Below are 18,895 nucleotides of genomic sequence, written 5' to 3'. Positions count from 1 at the left end.
ACCCTCTCCCCCACCTGGGGCATCTACAGCGGCTACGAACTGTGCGAGAACACCCCGCTGCGCGAGGGCAGCGAGGAATACCTCGACTCGGAGAAATACCAGCTCAAACCCCGCGACTGGGCCACCGCCGCCCGCGAGGGCACCACCATCGCCCCCCTCGTCACCCGCCTCAACACCATCCGGCGCGAGAACCCGGCTCTGCGCCAACTGCGCGATCTGCACTTCCACACCACGGACAAGGAGGAGGTGATCGCCTACTCGAAGCGGCAGGGGTCGAACACGGTTCTGGTGGTCGTGAACCTCGACCCCCGCCACACCCAGGAGGCGACGGTCTCGTTGGACATGCCGCAACTCGGCCTGGACTGGCACGAGTCGGTGCCGGTCCGCGACGAGCTGACCGGCGAGACCTACCACTGGGGCAGGGCCAACTATGTGCGCCTGGAGCCGGGCCGTTCGCCCGCGCACGTCTGCACGGTTCTGCGACCGTCCCACCCGCAGATCGGAGGGTCACCCACCACATGATCGTCAACGAGCCCGTGCCGGACACCTTCGAGGACACCCCCGCCAAGGACCGGGACCCGGACTGGTTCAAGAGAGCCGTCTTCTACGAGGTCCTCGTCCGCTCCTTCCAGGACAGCAACGGCGACGGCGTCGGCGACCTCAAGGGCCTGACCGCCAAACTGGACTACCTGCAATGGCTGGGTGTGGACTGCCTGTGGCTCCCGCCCTTCTTCAAGTCGCCGCTGCGCGACGGCGGCTACGACGTCTCCGACTACACCGCCGTCCTGCCCGAGTTCGGCGACCTCGCCGACTTCGTGGAGTTCGTGGACGCCGCCCACCAGCGCGGCATGCGCGTGATCATCGACTTCGTCATGAACCACACCAGCGACCAGCACCCGTGGTTCCAGGAGTCCCGCAAGAACCCGGACGGCCCCTACGGCGACTACTACGTCTGGGCCGACGACGACAAGCAGTTCCAGGACGCGCGGATCATCTTCGTCGACACCGAGGCGTCCAACTGGACCTACGACCCGGTGCGCAAGCAGTACTTCTGGCACCGCTTCTTCTCCCACCAGCCGGACCTCAACTACGAGAACCCGGCCGTGCAGGAGGAGATGATCTCCGCGCTGAAGTTCTGGCTGGACCTGGGCATCGACGGGTTCCGTCTGGACGCGGTGCCGTACCTCTACCAGGAGGAGGGCACCAACTGCGAGAACCTGCCGCGCACCCACGACTTCCTGAAGCGGGTGCGCAAGGAGATCGACGCGCAGTATCCGGACACGGTCGTGCTGGCGGAGGCCAACCAGTGGCCGGAGGACGTCGTCGACTACTTCGGCGACTACGCGGCCGGCGGCGACGAGTGCCACATGGCCTTCCACTTCCCGGTCATGCCCCGCATCTTCATGGCGGTCAGAAGGGAGTCGCGCTACCCGGTCTCCGAGATCCTCGCCAAGACCCCGGCCATCCCGTCCGGCTGCCAGTGGGGCATCTTCCTGCGCAACCACGACGAGCTGACCCTGGAGATGGTCACCGACGAGGAACGCGACTACATGTACGCGGAGTACGCCAAGGACCCGCGCATGCGGGCCAACATCGGCATCCGCCGGCGCCTGGCCCCGCTCCTCGACAACGACCGCAACCAGATCGAGCTGTTCACCGCCCTGCTGCTGTCCCTGCCCGGCTCGCCGATCCTCTACTACGGCGACGAGATCGGCATGGGCGACAACATCTGGCTCGGCGACCGCGACGCCGTGCGCACCCCCATGCAGTGGACGCCCGACCGCAACGCCGGCTTCTCGTCGTCCGACCCGGGGCGCCTGTTCCTGCCCACGATCATGGACCCGGTCTACGGCTTCCAGGTGACGAACGTCGAGGCGTCCATGGCCTCGCCCTCGTCCCTGCTGCACTGGACCCGGCGCATGATCGAGATCCGCAAGCAGAACCCCGCCTTCGGCCTGGGCACGTACACCGAGCTGCCGTCGTCGAACCCGGCGGTGCTGGCCTTCCTGCGGGAGTACGGGGACGACCTGGTGCTGTGCGTCCACAACTTCTCCCGGTTCGCGCAGCCCACGGAACTCGACCTCAGCGCCTTCGGCGGACGCCATCCGGTCGAGCTGTTCGGCGGGGTCCGCTTCCCTGCCGTCGGCGACCTGCCGTACCTGCTGACACTGGGCGGTCACGGCTTCTACTGGTTCCGGCTTCGCGGGGAACCCGTCTAGACACCGGCCCCGTCCCCGGGTGGGCCGGTTTCCACCGCCCCGCCCGGGGCACGCATCAGTAACCACCCCGACGATCCGGGGAAAGGACGCGACGCCATGTCGGAAGCCGTCATACGCACCGATACGAGCCCCCGGGGCCTTCTTGCGTCACTCGACCCACTCCTGCGGGAGTGGCTGCCGCGGCAGCGCTGGTTCGCCGGCAAGGGCCGCCCGGTCACCGGTTTCTCGCTGGTCGCCGCCACCGAACTGCTCCCCGCGGACTCCCGCCTCGGCCTGCACCACGTCCTGGTGCGCGCCCATCAGCAGCACGCACCGGCAGGGGGAGCGGCCGAGGACCCCGGCGACTGCTACCAGCTCCTGGTCGGCACGCGCGAGGCGCTGCCGCCCCGGCTCGCACCCGCGCTGATCGGCCATGTGACCGAGGGCCCGGAGGCCGGACGCACTGCGTACGACGCCCTGCACGACCCCCGCTCCGCCGAGGTGCTGCTCGAGGCGCTGCGCACCGGCGCCCGGGTCGGGGGACTGCGCTTCGAGCGGGCACCGGACCAGGAGATACGCACGGGGCTGGTACCGAGGCTGATGACCGCCGAGCAGTCCAACTCCTCGGTCGTGTACGGAGATACGTTTATTCTCAAGCTGCTGCGCCGCATCGTGCCCGGCGTCAACCCCGATCTGGAGCTGCCGCTGGCCCTGGCCCGCGAGGGCTGCCCCCGGGTACCGGCGCCCGCGGGATGGATGCTGGCGGACCTGGCCGACCGGTCCTGGGTGCTGGGCGTGCTCCAGCCCTACCTCCAGGGCGCGACCGACGGCTGGGAGCTGGCGCTGCGCGAGCTGGCCAAGGGCGAGGACTTCGCCGCCGAGGCGCGGGCGCTCGGGCGGGCCACCGCCGAGGTGCACACGGCACTGGCCCGCGCGCTGCCGACGGTCACCCTCGGCCACGCCCAGGCGCGGCAGCTCGCCGACGGCATGATCGGACGCCTGGAGGAGGCCGCGGCGGCCGTGCCCCTGCTGCGGCCGTACGCGCCCGCGCTGCGGACGGCGTTCACCGCGCTGGCGGACCTGGCCGCCGAGGGCCGTGCCTGGACGGCGCAGCGCGTCCACGGCGACCTGCATCTCGGCCAGTGCCTGCGCTCGCCCGGCGGGCAGTGGTCGCTGATCGACTTCGAGGGGGAGCCGGCGAAACCGCTGGCCGAGCGCCGCCTGCCGCAGCCTGCGGTGCGGGACGTCGCGGGGATGCTGCGCTCCTTCGACTACGCCGCGCACTCGGCCGGGGTGCGCGTGCCGGGCTGGGCCGATTCCTGCCGGGCCGCGTACTGCACCGGGTACGCGGAGGCGGGCGGCCACGATCCGCGCACCGATCCGGTACTGCTGCGCGCCTACGAGACGGACAAGGCGGTCTACGAGGTGCTGTACGAGGCCCGGCACCGTCCCGACTGGCTCCCGGTACCGCTGGCCGCGGTGCGCCGCCTGTCCGCACCCGAACCGGCATGACGCCCCAGCTCCCTCCCACTTCGCCCAGGAGGCCCCGCCCGTGACCCCCCGCCCCCCGTCCAGCGGCCCCGATCCGAAGAAGACGACCGGGAAGAAGACGGCCCAGGCCAAGAAGACAGCCGGGAAGAAGACGACCGGAGCGAAGAAGACGCCCGGGAAGAAGACGACCGAAGCCGAGAAGACGGCTGTGGGGAAGACAGCCGAGGCCAAGAAGACGGCCCGGGCCAAGGCGACGGCCGAGGCCGAGACGATCTCCGCCGGCAAGGCGGCCGAGGCCCGGAAGGCCCCCGGGAAGGCCCCCCGGAAGGCCGCCGTGCCCTCCCCGCCGGCCGGGGCCGAGGCCCCTGCGGCGGCCGAGGTGGCCGAGGTGGCCGAGGTGGCCGAGGTGGCCGAGGTGGCCGTCTCCCCCGCACTGGGCGCCGGCGACCGGGAGCGGCTGCTCGCCGGCACGCACCACGACCCCCACGCGGTGCTCGGTGCCCACCGGGTGCCCGGCGGAGTCGCGTTCCGGGTGTTCCGGCCGCACGCCCGGGCGGTGACCGTGCTGTCCACGGGGCTGCGGCTCGAACTGCACGACGACGGGGACGGCTTCTTCTCCGCTCTCGTGCCGCTCGACGAGGTCCCGGTCCACCGCCTCCTGGTGGCGTACGAGGAGACGGTCCTGGAGGCCGAGGACCCGTACCGCTTCCTGCCCACCCTGGGCGAGCTGGACCTGCACCTGATCGGCGAGGGCCGGCACGAGGAGCTGTGGCGGGCGCTCGGCGCGCATCCCACGACCCAGGACGGGGTGGCGGGCACCCGGTTCGCGGTGTGGGCGCCCAACGCCCGCGGGGTCCGGGTGGCCGGCGGTTTCAACTTCTGGGACGGCACCGCTCATCCGATGCGCTCCCTCGGCTCGACCGGCGTGTGGGAGCTGTTCCTGCCCGGCATCGGCGCCGGCGAGCTGTACAAGTACGAGATCACCCGCCCCGACGGTTCGCGCACCTTCCGCGCCGACCCGCTGGCCCGGCGTACGGAGGTGCCGCCGGCCACCTCCTCCGTCGTGCACGCCTCGGACTACACCTGGGGCGACGGGGAGTGGCTGGCCCGCCGCGCGGACGCGCCCGCGCACGAGGCGCCGATGTCCGTGTACGAGGTCCACCTGCCGTCCTGGCGCCCCGGCCTGACCTACCGCGAGCTGGCGGAGCAACTCCCGGCGTACGTAGCCGACCTGGGCTTCACCCATGTCGAGCTGATGCCGGTCGCCGAGCACCCCTTCGGCGGCTCGTGGGGCTACCAGGTCACCGGTTTCTACGCCCCGACCGCGCGTCTGGGCGACCCCGACGACTTCAAGTACCTGGTCGACCGGCTGCACCAGGCCGGCATCGGCGTCCTCATGGACTGGGTTCCGGCGCACTTCCCGCGCGACGACTGGGCCCTCGCCGAGTTCGACGGGCGGCCGCTGTACGAGCACTCCGATCCGCTGCGGGCCGCCCATCCGGACTGGGGGACGCTGGAGTTCGACTTCGGCCGCCGGGAGGTGCGCAACTTCCTGGTCGCCAACGCCGTGTACTGGTGCGAGGAGTTCCACATCGACGGGCTGCGCGTGGACGCGGTCGCCTCGATGCTCTACCTGGACTACTCGCGCGAGCCGGGCCAGTGGACGCCCAACGAGCACGGAGGCCGGGAGAACCTGGACGCGGTGGCGTTCCTCCAGGAGATGAACGCGACGGTCTACCGGCGGGTGCCGGGCGTCGTGACCGTGGCCGAGGAGTCGACGGCGTGGGACGGGGTCACGCGGGCCACGCACCACAAGGGGCCGAGCGGCTTCGGCGGGCTCGGGTTCGGGCTGAAGTGGAACATGGGCTGGATGCACGACTCGCTCGCGTACATGAGCCACGAGCCGGTGCACCGCACGTACCACCACGGCGAGCTGACCTTCTCCATGGTGTACGCGTACAGCGAGAACTACGTGCTGCCGATATCGCACGACGAGGTGGTGCACGGCAAGAAGTCGCTGGTGTCGAAGATGCCCGGTGACTGGTGGCAGCAGCGTGCCAACGAGCGGGCGTACCTGGGCTACATGTGGGCCCACCCCGGCAAGCAGCTGCTCTTCATGGGGCAGGAGTTCGCGCAGGGCGCCGAGTGGTCGGAGGCGCACGGTCCCGACTGGTGGCTGCTCGACCCGGAGTACGGCGCGTCGGCGGACCACCGGGGCGTGCGCGACCTGGTGCGGGACCTGAACACGGTCTACCGGGACACGCCCGCGCTGTGGCGGCGCGACACCCACCCCTCCGGGTTCGCGTGGGTGGTCGGCGACGCAGCCGAGGACGACGTAGTGGCGTTCCTGCGGCTGGACGCCGACGGCACCCCGTTGCTCGCGGTCTCCCACTTCGCCCCGGTGGTCCGCTCCGACTACCGTCTCGGCGTCCCCGACGACGTCCCGGCCTGGCACGAGGTGCTGAACACCGACGCCGCCCGGTACGGCGGTGGCGACGTGGTGAACCCGGACCCGGTCAAGCCGGAGCCGCAGGGGTGGCACGGCCGTCCGGCGAGCATCCGGCTGACCCTGCCGCCCCTGGCGACGGTGTGGCTGCGCCCGGCCTGACCGTCACCCGGCGTCCGCGAGACCCTCCGGCAGCGGCTCGCTGTGCAGGACGCCGAGGTGCTGGGTGGCGCGGGTGAGGGCCACGTACAGGTCGCTGGTGCCGTAGCGGCCGGGCTCGACGACCAGGACGGAGTCGAACTCCAGGCCCTTGGACTGGCGGGGGTCGAGGAGGACCGTCCGGTGCGTCAGGTCCGGCTCGGCGTCCGCCGTCACGCCGTCGAGCCGGGCCGCCAGGGAGCGGTGCAGCTCCCGCGGTGCGATGACGGCGAGGCGCCCCTCCTGGGGGGTCAGCTCCCGGACGGCCTCGGCGACGGCCGCGGGAAGGTCGCCGGTGGCGCGGACCCAGGGGCGTACGCCCGTGGAGCGCACCGAACTCGGCGGTGTGAACTCCGGGTCGCCGGCGCGGACGACGGCGGCCGCCAGGTCCATGACCTCGGCCGGGGTGCGGTAGTTGACCCCGAGCCGGGTGTGCTCCCAGCGGTCCTCGACGTACGGGGCGAGGATCTTCGACCAGGAGCCGACACCGGCCGCCTCCGCGGTCTGCGCCGGGTCGCCGACCAGGGTCATCGAGCGGGTCGGGCAGCGCCGCATCAGCAGCCGCCAGGCCATCGGGGACAGCTCCTGCGCCTCGTCCACGATGATGTGCCCGAAGGCCCAGGTGCGGTCCGCCGCGGCGCGTTCGGCGGCACTGCGGTGGTCGTCCTCCTCCTGGCGCTCGGCGAAGCGCTCGGCGTCGATGATGTCGTGCGCGGACAAAACCTCGGCGTCGTCCTCGTCCTTGTCCTCGAACTCGTAGGTCCGGGACGCGTACGACACGTCCAGCACGCCCTGCGCGTAGGCGATCTGCTCCTCGCGCTCGCGCTCGGCCCGGGAGCGGGCCACCCGGTCGTCCACGCCGAGCAGTTCGGCGGCCTCGTCCAGCAGCGGCACGTCGGCGACGGTCCAGCGCCGGGTGACCGGGCGGCGGACGGCGGCGGCGTCCTCGGCGGGGAGGAACGCCTCGGGGGCGGCGAGGAAGTCGGCGACCAGGCGCTGCGGGGTGAGCCGGGGCCACAGCCGGTCGATGGCGGACCAGACCTCGGGGTTCTCGGCGAGTTCGTCGCGGATCTGGGTGATGTCGCTGGGGTCGAGGAGGTTGCTGCCGTCGTAGGGGTCGGTGCCGATGCGCTCGGCGACCATGTCGGTGAGGGTGTTGAGGATGTGGCCCTCGAAGTGCTCGCGGGCCGCGTTGTGCGGCAGCTTCGCGCCCCGGGTGCGCTCGCGGGCGACGTTGACCAGGTCGTCGTCGAGCATGAGGACGTCACGGTCGTGCTCGATCGTGATCACCGGGTCGGGCAGCGCCTGCCGGTCGCGGACCACCTCGGCGAGCACGTCGGCCATGTCGGCCCGGCCCTTCACGGCCGCCGCCTCGGGGGTGTCCGCCGCGGTGGCCTTCACGCCGGGGAACAGCTCGCCGACGGTGGCGAGGAGCACGCCGGTCTCGCCCAGCGAGGGCAGCACCTCGCCGATGTAGCCGAGGAAGGCCGGGTTGGGGCCGACGATGAGGACGGCGCGCTTGGCGAGCAGTTCGCGGTGCTCGTAGAGCAGGTAGGCGGCGCGGTGCAGGGCGACGGCGGTCTTGCCGGTGCCGGGGCCGCCCTCGACGACCAGCACGCCGCGGTGCGGGGCGCGGATGATGCGGTCCTGGTCGGCCTGGATGGTCTGCACGATGTCGCCCATGCGGCCGGTACGCGCGGAGTTCAGCGCGGCCAGCAGTACGGCGTCGCCGGACGGGTCCTCGTGGCCGGTGCGGGTCTCGTCGCCGAGGTCGAGGATCTCGTCGTGCAGCGCGGTGACGGTGCGGCCCTCGCTGGTGATGTGCCGGCGGCGGCGCAGTCCCATCGGGGTGTGGCCGGTGGCCAGGTAGAAGGGGCGGGCGACACCGGCCCGCCAGTCGACGAGGAGGGGCGTGCGTTCGGCGTCGTCGGCGCGCAGTCCGATGCGGCCGATGTGGTGGGCGTCCCCGGAGGTGAGGTCGATCCGTCCGAAGCAGAGGGAGCCGTCCACCGCGTTGAGCGCGGCGAGCAGCCCGGAGCGCTCGGCGACCAGGATGTCCCGCTCCAGGCGTGCCTGCTGGGGGGTGTTGCCCTGCGCGAGCGCCTCGGTGACGGAGACCTCGGCGTCGCCGCGCAGCGCGTCCACGCGCGCGTACAGTCCGTCGATGAATTCCTGCTCGTGCAGCAATTCATCGTCCGGAAATTCGGTGTTTGACAATTCCACTCCCGGCCGCATATACTGTGCCTACTGAACTTCTTCGCGATTGCATTCTTCTGAAGTCGCGAATCAACAAATATACGCAGAGAAATCCCCCGAGCGCAATTGCTCGGGGGATTTCTTGTGCGCCGGACGGGCCAGGCCGATGCCCGGCCCGGCCCGGTTCCGGGCCGGTCAGACGACGTCGGCCAGTTCCTCCAGGAGCCGCCGCTTGGGCCGGGAGCCGACCATCGACTTCACCGGCTCGCCCCCGCGGAACACCAGGAACGTCGGCATCGACAGCACCTTGTACGCGTTCGTGGTCGCCGGGTTCCGGTCGACGTTCAGCTGCACGACCCGCAGCCGGTCGCCCTCCTCCTCGGCCAGGGCGCTGAGCACCGGCGCCATCTGCCGGCACGGCGGGCACCAGTCGGCGGTGAACTCCACCAGCACGGGCAGGTCCGACCCGATCACCTCCGCCGCGAAGTCCGCGTCCGTCACCTCGGGCACCCCGTTGCTCGTCATGCGTGTCCTCCCAGTTCGCACTTGGGCTCCGGACCCCCCGGAACCGCCGCCTCGGCCCGCGTCAGCTGTGCGGCGACCTGCGCGCGTACCGACGTGAGCTGCTCGATCAGCGTGTCCAGCTCCGCCAGCTTGCGCCGGTAGACCACCAGGGACGCGGGGCAGGAGTCGCCCTCGGGATGCCCGGCGCGCAGGCACTCCACGAAGGGGCGGGTCTCCTCCAGGTCGAACCCGAAGTCCTGGAGGGTCCTGATCTGCCGCAGCAGTCTCAGGTCCTCCTCGTCGTAGGTCCGGTATCCGTTGTCGCCCCGCCGTGCGGGCAGCAGCCCCCGCGACTCGTAGTACCGCAGCGTCCGCGTGGTGGTCCCGGCCCGTGCGGCCAGCTCGCCGATTCGCATGCGGACGAACGTAAGCCTTGACCCGGACGTCAAGGCAAGCGGCCGGGCGGGCGGCGGAACCCCGAAGCCCCGCGCCGGGGGACGCGGGGCTTCTTGGTGGGGGGACCGGGCGGCCGAGCAACGGGGGGAGCACCTCGGCCGCCCGGGGTGTGCGGGCGCCGGGGCGCCGCAGGACCCGTCAGGCCTTCGCCAGCTCCTTCTCGCCGCCCTGCTCGGGCAGGTCGGGGGTGCCGTCGTCGACGGCGCCGTGGCCGTCGTCCAGGAGGGTCTTCTCGTCGAACGGGACCCGGCCGGCGAGCACCTCGTTCACCCGGTCCCTGTCGATCTCCTTGGTCCAGGTGCCGATCAGCACGGTGGCCACCGCGTTGCCGCCGAAGTTGGTCAGCGCGCGGGCCTCGCTCATGAAGCGGTCGATGCCGACGATCAGACCGATGCCGTCCACCAGGGCGGGCTTGTGCGACTGCAGGCCGCCGGCCAGCGTGGCGAGCCCGGCGCCGGAGACACCGGCGGCGCCCTTGGAGGCCACCAGCAGGAAGAGCAGCAGCGGGATCTGCTCACCGATGGACATCGGCGTGCCCATGGCGTCGGAGATGAACAGCGAGGCCATGGTCATGTAGATCATGGTGCCGTCGAGGTTGAACGAGTAGCCGGTCGGGACGGTGATGCCGACCACCGGCTTGCTGACGCCCAGGTGCTCCATCTTCGCGATGAGGCGCGGCAGCGCCGACTCCGAGGAGGAGGTGGACAGGATCAGCAGGAACTCGCGGCCCAGGTACTTGAAGAGCGAGAAGACGTTGACCCCGGAGACGACGCGCAGCACCGTGCCGAGGACCAGGAAGAGGAAGAGGGCACAGGTCACGTAGAAGCCGAGCATCAGCACGGCCAGGCTCTTGAGGGCGTCGACGCCCGCCGAGCCGGTGACGGCGGCGATGGCACCGAAGGCGCCGATCGGGGCGGCCCACATGATCATCGCCAGGACGCGGAAGACCAGCCGCTGGATGTGCTCGATGCCGCGCAGCACGGGCTGGCCGGCGCCGCCCATGGCCTGCAGCGCGAAGCCGCAGAGCAGGGCGATCAGCAGGGTCTGCAGGACCTCGCCCGCGGTGAACGCCGAGACGATCGTGGTCGGGATGATGCCCAGCAGGAACTCGGTGGTGCCCTTGGCCTCGGCGTCGACCTGCGCCTGGCCGGTCTCCTTGACGGCGTCGGTGACCGCGAGGCCCGTGCCCGGGTCGAGGATGTTGCCGACGATCAGGCCGATGGCGAGCGCCACCAGCGACATCACGAAGAAGTAGACCAGGGCGATGCCGCCGACGGCGCCCACCTTGGCGGCCTTGCGGACGGAGCCGATGCCCAGCACGATCGTGCAGAAGATGATCGGCGAGATCATCATCTTGATCAGGTTCACGAAGCCGGTGCCGAGCGGCTTCAGCTCGGTCGCGAAGTCCGGGGCGATCAGACCGACCGCGATACCGAGGGCGACCGCGATGATCACGGCGATGTAGAGGTAGTGCGTGCGGTCGCGCTTGGCTGGGGGTGCGGCAGGTGCCGTAGCGGCTTTGCTGGTCACGGCGGCCCTCCTTGACGACGTCGTCGGCATCACCGGCGTGCGGCTCACGTCCGGGGGTGTGGTTCGGGGACTGGGTGACTATCTCCCGGCGTGTGAGCGCGGTCACCCTTGCGTTCATTTAGTTCACAATCCAGCCACGAGGGAGACTGGCGGCATGCACCTCCGCATCCCCCGGCCCCGCAGTCTGGCCGGGCAGCTCTTCGCCATGCAGGCCGTACTGATAGCGGTCGTCGTGGTCGGGTACGCGGTGTTCACCTACCTCAGCGACCAGGGGCAGGCGCAGGACGCCGCCGGGCGTCAGGCCAGGTCGGTGGCGCTGGCGATCGCCGACTCGCCGTCCGTGGCGGAGGCGGTCCGCACCCAGGACCCGACGGTGCGCCTCCAGCCGTACGCGGTGCGGGTGATGCGGGACACCGACGTGGACTTCGTGACGATCATGAGTCCCGAGGGCATCCGCTGGACCCACCCCGACCCGGAGCAGATCGGCCATCCCTTCCAGGGCCACATCGAGCGCGCGCAGCGGGGTCAGACCTTCACCGAGACCTACACGGGCACCCTCGGCCCCTCGGTCCGGGCGGTCACACCGATCGTGGACGACGGCCGGATCGTCGGTCTGGTCAGTGCCGGGATCAAGGTCGAGGAGATCAGCAAGCGGGCGCAGGAGCAGCTCACGGCGCTGACGGGGGTGGCGGCCGGGGCGCTGCTGCTCGGCGCGGTCGGGACGTACGTGATCAACGCGCGGCTGCGCCGGCACACGCACGGCATGAACGCGGACCAGTTGAGCCGGATGCACGACTACCATCAGGCGGCGCTGCACGCGGTGCGGGAGGGGCTGCTGATGCTGGACGGGCAGTACCGCGTCGCGCTGATCAACGACGGCGGACGGGAGCTGCTCGGCGTGCACGGTGACGTGGTCGGTGCCTCGGTCGCGGAGCTGGGGCTGCCCTCGCGGCTGACGGGGGCGCTGCTGGCGTCGGAGCCGCGGGTGGACGAGGTGCACCTGGCGGCGGAGCGGGTGCTGGTGGTCAACACCTCGCCGGTCTCCGGCGGTGAGCGCCGGGGCACGGTGGTGACGCTGCGGGACGTGACGGAGCTGCAGTCGCTGACGGGCGAGCTGGACTCGGAGCGCGGTTTCACGCAGGCGCTGCGCTCGCAGGCGCACGAGGCGGCGAACCGGCTGCACACGGTCGTCTCGCTGATCGAGCTGGGGCGGGCGGAGGAGGCCGTGGAGTTCGCGACGGCGGAGCTGGAGCTGGCGCAGGCGCTCACCGACCAGGTGGTGGCGGCGGTGAGCGAGCCGGTGCTGGCGGCCCTGCTGCTGGGCAAGACGGCGCAGGCCAACGAGCGGGGAGTGGAGCTGGTGGTGTCGCAGGACAGCCGACTGGACGACGGACTGCTGCCGCCGTCGCTGCCCGCCCGGGATCTGGTGACGATCCTGGGCAACCTGGTGGACAACGCGGTGGACGCGGCCCAGGGCGCGGTGCCGTCCCGGGTGACGGTGGCGGCGTACACGGAGGATTCCGGGGCCGACGGCTCCGTGCTGGTGCTGCGGGTGTCGGACACCGGCACCGGGGTCGATCCCGCCCGAGCCGACCTGGTCTTCCAGCGGGGCTACTCGACCAAGCCGGCCGGTGAGGGCGGCCGCGGTCTGGGCCTGGCCCTGGTCCGGCAGGCGGTGCGGCGGCACGGCGGCGCCCTGACCGTGACGGAGGCGGAGGGCGGCGGCGCCCGCTTCGAGGCCCGGCTGCCGCTGGGCGACGGCGGGGGCGGCGGGACGGCGCCGGTCTCCGCGGCGGGCAGACCGGGCGCCGGGGGTGCGGTGTGAGCACCGCCGGCCCGCAGCCCATCCGGGTCCTGGTCGTCGAGGACGACCCGGTCGCCGCCGACGCGCACGTGATGTACGTCGGGCGGGTGCCGGGCTTCGTCGCGGTCGGCAAGGCGCACACGGCCGCGGAGGCGCGGCGTCTGCTGGACCGTACGCCGGTGGACCTGCTCCTGCTCGACCTGCACCTGCCGGACGGGCACGGCCTGCAGCTGGCCCGCTCGCTGCGGGCGGCGGGGCATCACACCGACGTGATAGCGGTGACGTCGGCGCGGGACCTGACGGTGGTACGGGAGGGGGTGTCGCTGGGCGTCGTGCAGTACGTGCTGAAGCCGTTCACCTTCGCCACCCTGCGCGACCGGCTGGTGCGCTACGCGGAGTTCCGGGGCGCCGCCGGGGAGGCGAGCGGCCAGGACGAGGTGGACCGCGCCCTGGCCACCCTGCGCGCCCCCGGCCCCGCGGCCCTGCCCAAGGGCCTCAGCGGCCCGACCCTGGAACGGGTCACGAGCACGCTGCGCGACGCGGCCGAGGGCCTCACCGCGGCCGGGGTGGCGGAGGCGGTGGGCATCTCCCGCATCACGGCCCGGCGCTACCTGGAACACCTGGTGGACGCGGGCCGGGCGGGACGCAGCCCGCAGTACGGGCAGGTGGGGCGGCCGGAGTTGGTGTACCGGTGGGTGCGGGGGCGGTGAGCGCGCGGGCTCGCCCTTCGCGCCCCCGAACTCGGCGAGCAGCAACTGCCCGACGGTGACGGCCCGTTCCGGCATGCGGTTCCCTCCTCCCGGTCGTCGAACCTGACGGTGCGGGAGTGCTGGTCACCCGTCCCCGGGCTCCCCCGAATCACCACTCGCAGGGGCATTGACCTGACTAGACCACTCCTCTTACGTTCGCCACGCAGCCGTCCAGGCCACAGTGTCGTGTGCCCGTAGGAGGTCATGCCCGTGCGTCCCACCGTCCGGTTCACCGCCCTGTTCACCCTCACCGCGCTCGCCGCCACCTCACTCGCCGCCTGCGGGAGCGGATCCGGCAGTGATCCGGACACGGTGAAGGTCTCCTTCAAGCAGTCGACGGACAACTCCATCAAGGTGATGGACACCTATCTCGGCGACGTCAAGAAGCAGTTCGAGAAGGCCAACCCGGGCAAGAAGGTCGAGCTGGTGCCGATCAAGGCGCCGGACGCGGAGTACTACACCAAGCTCCAGCAGATGCTCCGCTCCCCCAAGACCGCCCCCGACCTGGTCTACGAGGACACGTTCCTCATCAACTCCGACATCACCAGCGGGTACTTGAAGCCGCTCGACGACTACCTGGCCGACTGGAAGGACTGGGACCGGTTCATCGACACGGCGAAGGCGGCCGCCCAGGGCGAGGACGGCAAGACGTACGGTGTGCCGGACGGCACGGACACGCGCGGACTGTGGTTCAGCAAGGACGTGTTCGCCGAGGCCGGGCTGCCCGCCGACTGGCAGCCCAAAAGCTGGGACGAGGTCCTCGACGCCGCCCGCGCCATCAAGGAGAAGGTGCCGGGTGTCACGCCGCTCAACGTCTACACCGGCAAGCCCGCCGGCGAGGCCGCCACCATGCAGGGCTTCGAGATGCTGCTGTACGGGACCGGGGACGGCGGTGCGGACCCGCTGTACGACAAGGACGCCAAGAAGTGGATCACGGCGGGGCAGGGGTTCGAGGACTCCCTCCGCTTCGTCGAGACGGTGTACAAGGAGAAGCTCGGTCCGGAGGTCTCCGACGCGCTCGACCCCAACTTCGGCACGAAGGTACGCGGCGAGCTGCTGCCGCAGGGCAAGCTCGGGATAGCGCTCGACGGTTCCTGGCTGCCGCAGGACTGGCTGGAGGGCAGCGGGCACGAGTGGCCCGAGTGGTCGAAGGAGCTGGGGCTCGCCGCCATGCCCACGCAGCACGGGCAGGCGCCCGGCCGGGTGAGCATGTCCGGCGGGTGGACCTGGTCGATCCCGGCGAAGGCAGGCAACCCCGACCTGGCCTTCGAGTTCGTCAAGACGATGCAGACCAAGGCCAACGCCCAGAAGTGGTACATCGCCAACTCCGGCATCGCGGTCCGTGAGGACGTGGCGCAGGACCCCGCCTACGTCGCGGCCCAGCCCGGCATCAAGTTCTTCACCGACCTCGTCGCCGACACGCACTACCGGCCGGCCTACCCGGCGTATCCGAAGGTGTCCGTCGCCGTCCAGGAGGCGATGGAGGGCGTGACGACCGGCGACAAGTCGGTCGAGGAGGCGGCGCGCGACTACGACGAGGCGCTCAAGGAGGCCACCGACAACCAGGTGGTGAGCAAGTGACGGCGACCGCGCCGGGGCACACGGGACCGGAGGTCCGCAAAATTCCCGCCTCCCCGGCCGCCCCCGGCGGGCGGTCCGGCACCGTCCGCCGCTCCCTCCTCCGCGCCCTCCCGCTCTCCCCCGCCGTCGTCCTGCTGCTGCTCTTCCTGGCCGGCCCGATCGTCTACTGCGTGGTCATCGCCTTCACCGACCTCCAGCTCACCGGGCAGGCCGAGGAGTCCTTCGTCGGCTTCGACAACTTCACCCGCGCCTTCCGGGACGAGGCGTTCCTCAACGCGGTATGGCTGACGCTGGTGTTCACCGTGCTGTCCTCGCTGATCGGGCAGAACACCCTGGGGCTCGCGCTCGCCTCCCTGATGCGGCGGGCCTCGAAGCCGGTCCGCACGCTCACCGGTGGCATCGTTGTCACGGCCTGGGTGCTGCCGGAGGTGGTGGCGGGCTTCCTGCTCTACGCGTTCTTCCGGCGCGAGGGCACCCTCAACGCCATCCTGGACTGGCTCCATCTGCCCGCGCAGAACTGGCTGTTCACACTGCCGATCCTGGCGGTGTCCTTCGCCAACGTGTGGCGGGGCACGGCGTTCTCGATGCTGGTGTACTCGGCCGCGCTGAACGAGATCCCCAAGGAGGTCACCGAGGCCGCCGAGGTGGACGGCGCGAGCGGCTGGCGCCGGATGTGGCACATCACGCTGCCGATGATCCGGCGCTCCATCGGCACCAACCTCATGCTCAACACGCTGCAGACCCTGTCGGTCTTCGGGCTGATCTGGGTGATGACGCGGGGCGGACCGAGCGGCAGGAGCCAGACGCTGCCGCTGTTCATGTACGAGCAGGCCTTCCAGAACAGCCTGATCGGGTACGGCACGGCGGTGGCGCTGCTGCTGTTGCTGATCGGCTCGCTGTTCTCGGTCGTGTACCTGCGCCTGCTGCGGACGGAGGTCTGAGATGACGGACACGCTCACATCCCGCCCGGCGTCCCGGACAGCCCGCCGTACGGCCCCCGCCGCCCGGCGCAACCGGCGCCGGACGGCCGCCGACGCCGGGCTGCTGGTGGTGGCGGCGGCCTTCGTGCTGCCGCTGGCCTGGGTGGTGCTGTCCGCCCTGGACCCGCACGCCGGCCTCAGGGTCAAGGTCCCCGACGGGGTGACGCTGGAGAACTTCGACGCGGTCCTCACCTCCGAGATCACCTTCACCCCGCTGCTCAACAGCCTGATCCTGTGCGGCGGGGCGACCCTGCTGACGGTGGCGTGCGCGGCGCTCGCGGCGTACCCGCTCTCCCGTTTCCGCTCGCGGCTCAACCGGCCGTTCCTGCTCACGATCCTCTTCGCGACCAGCCTCCCGATCACCGCGATCATGGTGCCGGTGTACGCCCTGTTCGTCCGGGTGAACATGATCGACACCATGCAGGGGACGATCTTCTTCTTCGCCGCCTCGCAGCTGCCCTTCGCCATCTGGCTGATGAAGAACTTCATGGACGGCGTGCCCAGGGAACTGGAGGAGGCGGCGTGGACGGACGGGGCGTCGTCGTTCCAGTCGCTGCTGCGGATCGTGCTGCCGCTGATGGGGCCCGGGGTCGCGGTGGTGACGGTGTTCTCGTTCGTGATGATGTGGGGGAACTTCTTCGTCCCCTTCATGCTGCTGCTCTCCCCGGACCAGATGCCCGCCTCGGTCAGCATCAACGACTTCTTCGGCAACCGGGGCATGGTGGCGTACGGGCAGCTGGCGGCGTTCTCGATCGTCTACTCGACGCCGGTCGTGCTGCTGTACGTGCTGATCTCCAGGCGGCTGGGCGGCGGGTTCGCGCTCGGCGGGGCGGTCAAGGGGTGAGAGCCCCGGGCGGGGCGCGTGGGAGGCGGGACGCGCCCGTACGTTCCTACAATCCGTATCGCTGGCCGAACAGCCCGTAGTCAGCGTGGCCCCGGACCCCTACGGTGTGGCGCGTGCGCCGACCCTCATCCGGCCCGAGCCAGTCGGGTCCTCCGTTCAACGCCCTCGCCGCCCGCCGGCTGCGTGCCGCCCTCAACATGAGGCCCGAGCACGTCGCCCACGGCATACGGGTCTCGTACGGCCTGCCGTACGTCACCCCCGACCTCGTCATCGCCTGGGAGCGGGGGGCGTCCTCCCCCGAGGGCCCGGAGCTGACCGCCCTCGCGGGGGTGCTGTGGTGCTCGCCGGGCGAGCTGATCGGGCGTCCGCAGTCCCTGCGCGAGCACCGCGTCGCCCGCGGTCTGGCGCCGGAGGACGTGGCGCGCGCGGTCGGGCTCGGGCTCCCCGCCTATCAGCGGATGGAGGAGACGGACGACTGGCGCGGCACCGACCGGCAGTCGGCCCAGCTCGCCGAGGTGCTCGGTCTCACGCTGCCCGACTTCGTGACCGTCACCGGACGCGAGGAGAAGCTGGCCGAACTGCTGACGAGCGCGGTGACCACACGCTGGCAGGGGTGTGTCCGCCCGATCGCCAAGCTGGCGCCGCTGGACCGGCGGGTCCTGGAGAACGTCCTCCAGGTGCTGCACCAGGACTACCAGGGACGGATGACCGCCACCCTCAGCTGGGGCGGCGGCTCGGCCGACTCCAGCGCCCGGGGCCGGGACTTCCTGGACCGGATCGTGGACCACTTCTGGACGGCGGTCGAGAAGCATCCCTAGGGGGTGTCGGGCGGGCGGCCGGGAAGGCGGCCCGTGTCTAGAAGACCGACTCCGCCTCGTCCATCCGGTCCTTCGGCACCGTCTTCAGCTCGGTGACGGCCTCCGCCAGCGGCACCATCACGACGTCCGTGCCGCGCAGCGCCGTCATCCGGCCGAAGTCGCCCCGGTGCGCGGCCTCCACCGCGTGCCAGCCGAAGCGGGTGGCGAGCACCCTGTCGTACGCGGTGGGCACGCCGCCGCGCTGGACGTGGCCCAGGATGACCGGCTTGGCCTCCTTGCCGAGCCTGCGCTCCAGCTCGAAGGCGAGCGCGGTGCCGATGCCCTGGAAGCGCTCGTGACCGAACTTGTCGATGGCGCCCTTGCCGTAGTCCATGGAGCCCTCCGCCGGGTGGGCGCCCTCGGCGACGCAGACGACGGCGAACTTCTTGCCGCGCGCGAAGCGCTCCTCGACCATCTTGACCAGGTCGGCGGGGTCGAAGGGCCGCTCGGGCAGGCAGATGCCGTGGGCGCCGGCGGCCATGCCGGACTCCAGGGCGATCCAGCCGGCGTGCCGGCCCATGACCTCGACGACCATCACGCGCTGGTGGGACTCGGCGGTGGTCTTGAGGCGGTCCATCGCCTCCGTGGCCACGCCGACGGCGGTGTCGAAACCGAAGGTGCGGTCGGTGGAGGAGATGTCGTTGTCGATGGTCTTCGGCACACCGACGACCGGGAGCCCCGCGTCGGACAGCATCCGGGCGGCCGTGAGGGTGCCCTCGCCGCCGATCGGGATCAGGGCGTCGATGCCGAAGTTCTGGATCATGTCGCCGGCGTTCTCGCAGGCCTCGCGGAGCCGGTCGCGCTCCAGGCGGGAGGAGCCGAGGATGGTGCCGCCGCGGGCGAGGATGCCGCTGACCGCGTTGAGATCGAGGGTGCGGTAACGGCCGTCCAGCAGCCCGGCGTAGCCGTCCTCGAAGCCGATGACCTCGTCGCCGTAGTTGTCGACCGCTCGGTGCACGACCGACCGGATCACTGCGTTCAGGCCGGGGCAGTCGCCGCCTGCGGTGAGAACTCCGATACGCATCGTGCTGTGTCTCCTGCTCGCTGTTGACACCGGTGAG

14 protein-coding genes and 1 pseudogene are annotated in these 18,895 nt (G+C 71.4%); 10 read left to right on the top strand and 5 right to left on the bottom strand.

What is annotated here, in order from left to right:
• From EV562_RS15930 to glgB, 4 genes and pseudogenes are all read left to right on the top strand, one after another.
• Positions 1-522 (top strand): annotated as a pseudogene (locus EV562_RS15930) (DUF3459 domain-containing protein); the annotation flags it as partial.
• Positions 519-2,219 carry a maltose alpha-D-glucosyltransferase gene (gene treS, locus EV562_RS15925; RefSeq protein ID WP_133887441.1) on the top strand — a complete coding sequence of 567 codons (1,701 nt, stop codon included), beginning with the start codon at positions 519-521 and terminating at the stop codon, positions 2,217-2,219. The pseudogene EV562_RS15930 and the gene treS, both read left to right, overlap by 4 nt.
• A gap of 96 nt (positions 2,220-2,315) precedes the next feature.
• Complete coding sequence (locus EV562_RS15920; protein WP_133887440.1) at positions 2,316-3,710, top strand: phosphotransferase; 1,395 nt, start codon at positions 2,316-2,318, stop codon at positions 3,708-3,710.
• Between the two features lie 40 nt (positions 3,711-3,750).
• Complete coding sequence (glgB, locus tag EV562_RS15915) at positions 3,751-6,297, top strand: 1,4-alpha-glucan branching enzyme (RefSeq protein WP_166661812.1); 2,547 nt, start codon at positions 3,751-3,753, stop codon at positions 6,295-6,297.
• A gap of 3 nt (positions 6,298-6,300) precedes the next feature.
• Here glgB and EV562_RS15910 read toward each other — a convergent pair whose 3' ends face one another.
• The 4 genes from EV562_RS15910 to EV562_RS15895 form a co-directional block, all read right to left on the bottom strand.
• Positions 6,301-8,568, bottom strand: coding sequence for an AAA family ATPase (locus tag EV562_RS15910; protein WP_133887439.1), 2,268 nt, complete (start codon positions 8,566-8,568; stop codon positions 6,301-6,303).
• A 156-nt stretch (positions 8,569-8,724) separates the two neighbouring features.
• Positions 8,725-9,039 carry a thioredoxin gene (locus tag EV562_RS15905; RefSeq protein WP_133887485.1) on the bottom strand — a complete coding sequence of 105 codons (315 nt, stop codon included), beginning with the start codon at positions 9,037-9,039 and terminating at the stop codon, positions 8,725-8,727.
• Between the two features lie 11 nt (positions 9,040-9,050).
• Positions 9,051-9,449 carry a MerR family transcriptional regulator gene (locus EV562_RS15900; RefSeq protein ID WP_133887438.1) on the bottom strand — a complete coding sequence of 133 codons (399 nt, stop codon included), beginning with the start codon at positions 9,447-9,449 and terminating at the stop codon, positions 9,051-9,053.
• 178 nt (positions 9,450-9,627) lie between these two features.
• A complete protein-coding gene (locus tag EV562_RS15895) occupies positions 9,628-11,019 on the bottom strand; it encodes a cation:dicarboxylase symporter family transporter (RefSeq protein WP_133887437.1) in 1,392 nt (463 codons plus the stop codon).
• Between the two features lie 154 nt (positions 11,020-11,173).
• On the opposite strand from EV562_RS15895, the gene EV562_RS15890 reads away from it, so the two are divergent.
• From EV562_RS15890 to EV562_RS15865, 6 genes are all read left to right on the top strand, one after another.
• Positions 11,174-12,844: a sensor histidine kinase gene (locus EV562_RS15890; protein WP_133887436.1), complete on the top strand. Its 1,671-nt coding sequence runs from the start codon at positions 11,174-11,176 to the stop codon at positions 12,842-12,844.
• Complete coding sequence (locus EV562_RS15885) at positions 12,841-13,533, top strand: response regulator (protein WP_133887435.1); 693 nt, start codon at positions 12,841-12,843, stop codon at positions 13,531-13,533. The genes EV562_RS15890 and EV562_RS15885 overlap by 4 nt, the downstream gene beginning before the upstream one ends.
• A gap of 243 nt (positions 13,534-13,776) precedes the next feature.
• Entirely contained in the window at positions 13,777-15,153 is a 1,377-nt protein-coding gene (locus tag EV562_RS15880) for an extracellular solute-binding protein (RefSeq protein ID WP_208298359.1), read from the top strand.
• Positions 15,150-16,094, top strand: a complete 945-nt coding sequence (locus EV562_RS15875) for a sugar ABC transporter permease (RefSeq protein ID WP_133887433.1) — start codon at positions 15,150-15,152, stop codon at positions 16,092-16,094. Before EV562_RS15880 ends, EV562_RS15875 begins: the two co-directional genes overlap by 4 nt.
• 1 nt (position 16,095) lies before the next feature.
• Entirely contained in the window at positions 16,096-16,977 is an 882-nt protein-coding gene (locus tag EV562_RS15870) for a carbohydrate ABC transporter permease (protein ID WP_133887432.1), read from the top strand.
• 104 nt (positions 16,978-17,081) lie between these two features.
• Positions 17,082-17,795, top strand: a complete 714-nt coding sequence (locus EV562_RS15865; protein ID WP_133887431.1) for a helix-turn-helix transcriptional regulator — start codon at positions 17,082-17,084, stop codon at positions 17,793-17,795.
• 37 nt (positions 17,796-17,832) lie between these two features.
• On the opposite strand, the gene EV562_RS15860 is transcribed toward EV562_RS15865, so the two are convergent.
• Positions 17,833-18,858 carry an ATP-dependent 6-phosphofructokinase gene (locus EV562_RS15860; RefSeq protein WP_030187401.1) on the bottom strand — a complete coding sequence of 342 codons (1,026 nt, stop codon included), beginning with the start codon at positions 18,856-18,858 and terminating at the stop codon, positions 17,833-17,835.
• Between the last annotated feature and the right edge of the window lie 37 nt (positions 18,859-18,895).

Source organism: Streptomyces sp. BK208 (genome assembly GCF_004364245.1).
Classification (GTDB): Bacteria; Actinomycetota; Actinomycetes; order Streptomycetales; family Streptomycetaceae; genus Streptomyces.
This window is presented reverse-complemented; position numbering and strand designations above follow the sequence as displayed.

What these genes read in the sequence shown, in the direction of transcription:
- treS (WP_133887441.1), top strand. Translation starts at nt 519, where the DNA reads ATGATCGTCAACGAGCCCGTGCCGGACACCTTCGAGGACACCCCCGCC.
- EV562_RS15920 (WP_133887440.1), top strand. Translation starts at nt 2,316, where the DNA reads ATGTCGGAAGCCGTCATACGCACCGATACGAGCCCCCGGGGCCTTCTT.
- EV562_RS15910 (WP_133887439.1), bottom strand. Translation starts at nt 8,568, where the DNA reads ATGCGGCCGGGAGTGGAATTGTCAAACACCGAATTTCCGGACGATGAA.
- EV562_RS15900 (WP_133887438.1), bottom strand. Translation starts at nt 9,449, where the DNA reads ATGCGAATCGGCGAGCTGGCCGCACGGGCCGGGACCACCACGCGGACG.
- EV562_RS15890 (WP_133887436.1), top strand. Translation starts at nt 11,174, where the DNA reads ATGCACCTCCGCATCCCCCGGCCCCGCAGTCTGGCCGGGCAGCTCTTC.
- EV562_RS15880 (WP_208298359.1), top strand. Translation starts at nt 13,777, where the DNA reads ATGCCCGTGCGTCCCACCGTCCGGTTCACCGCCCTGTTCACCCTCACC.
- EV562_RS15870 (WP_133887432.1), top strand. Translation starts at nt 16,096, where the DNA reads ATGACGGACACGCTCACATCCCGCCCGGCGTCCCGGACAGCCCGCCGT.
- EV562_RS15860 (WP_030187401.1), bottom strand. Translation starts at nt 18,858, where the DNA reads ATGCGTATCGGAGTTCTCACCGCAGGCGGCGACTGCCCCGGCCTGAAC.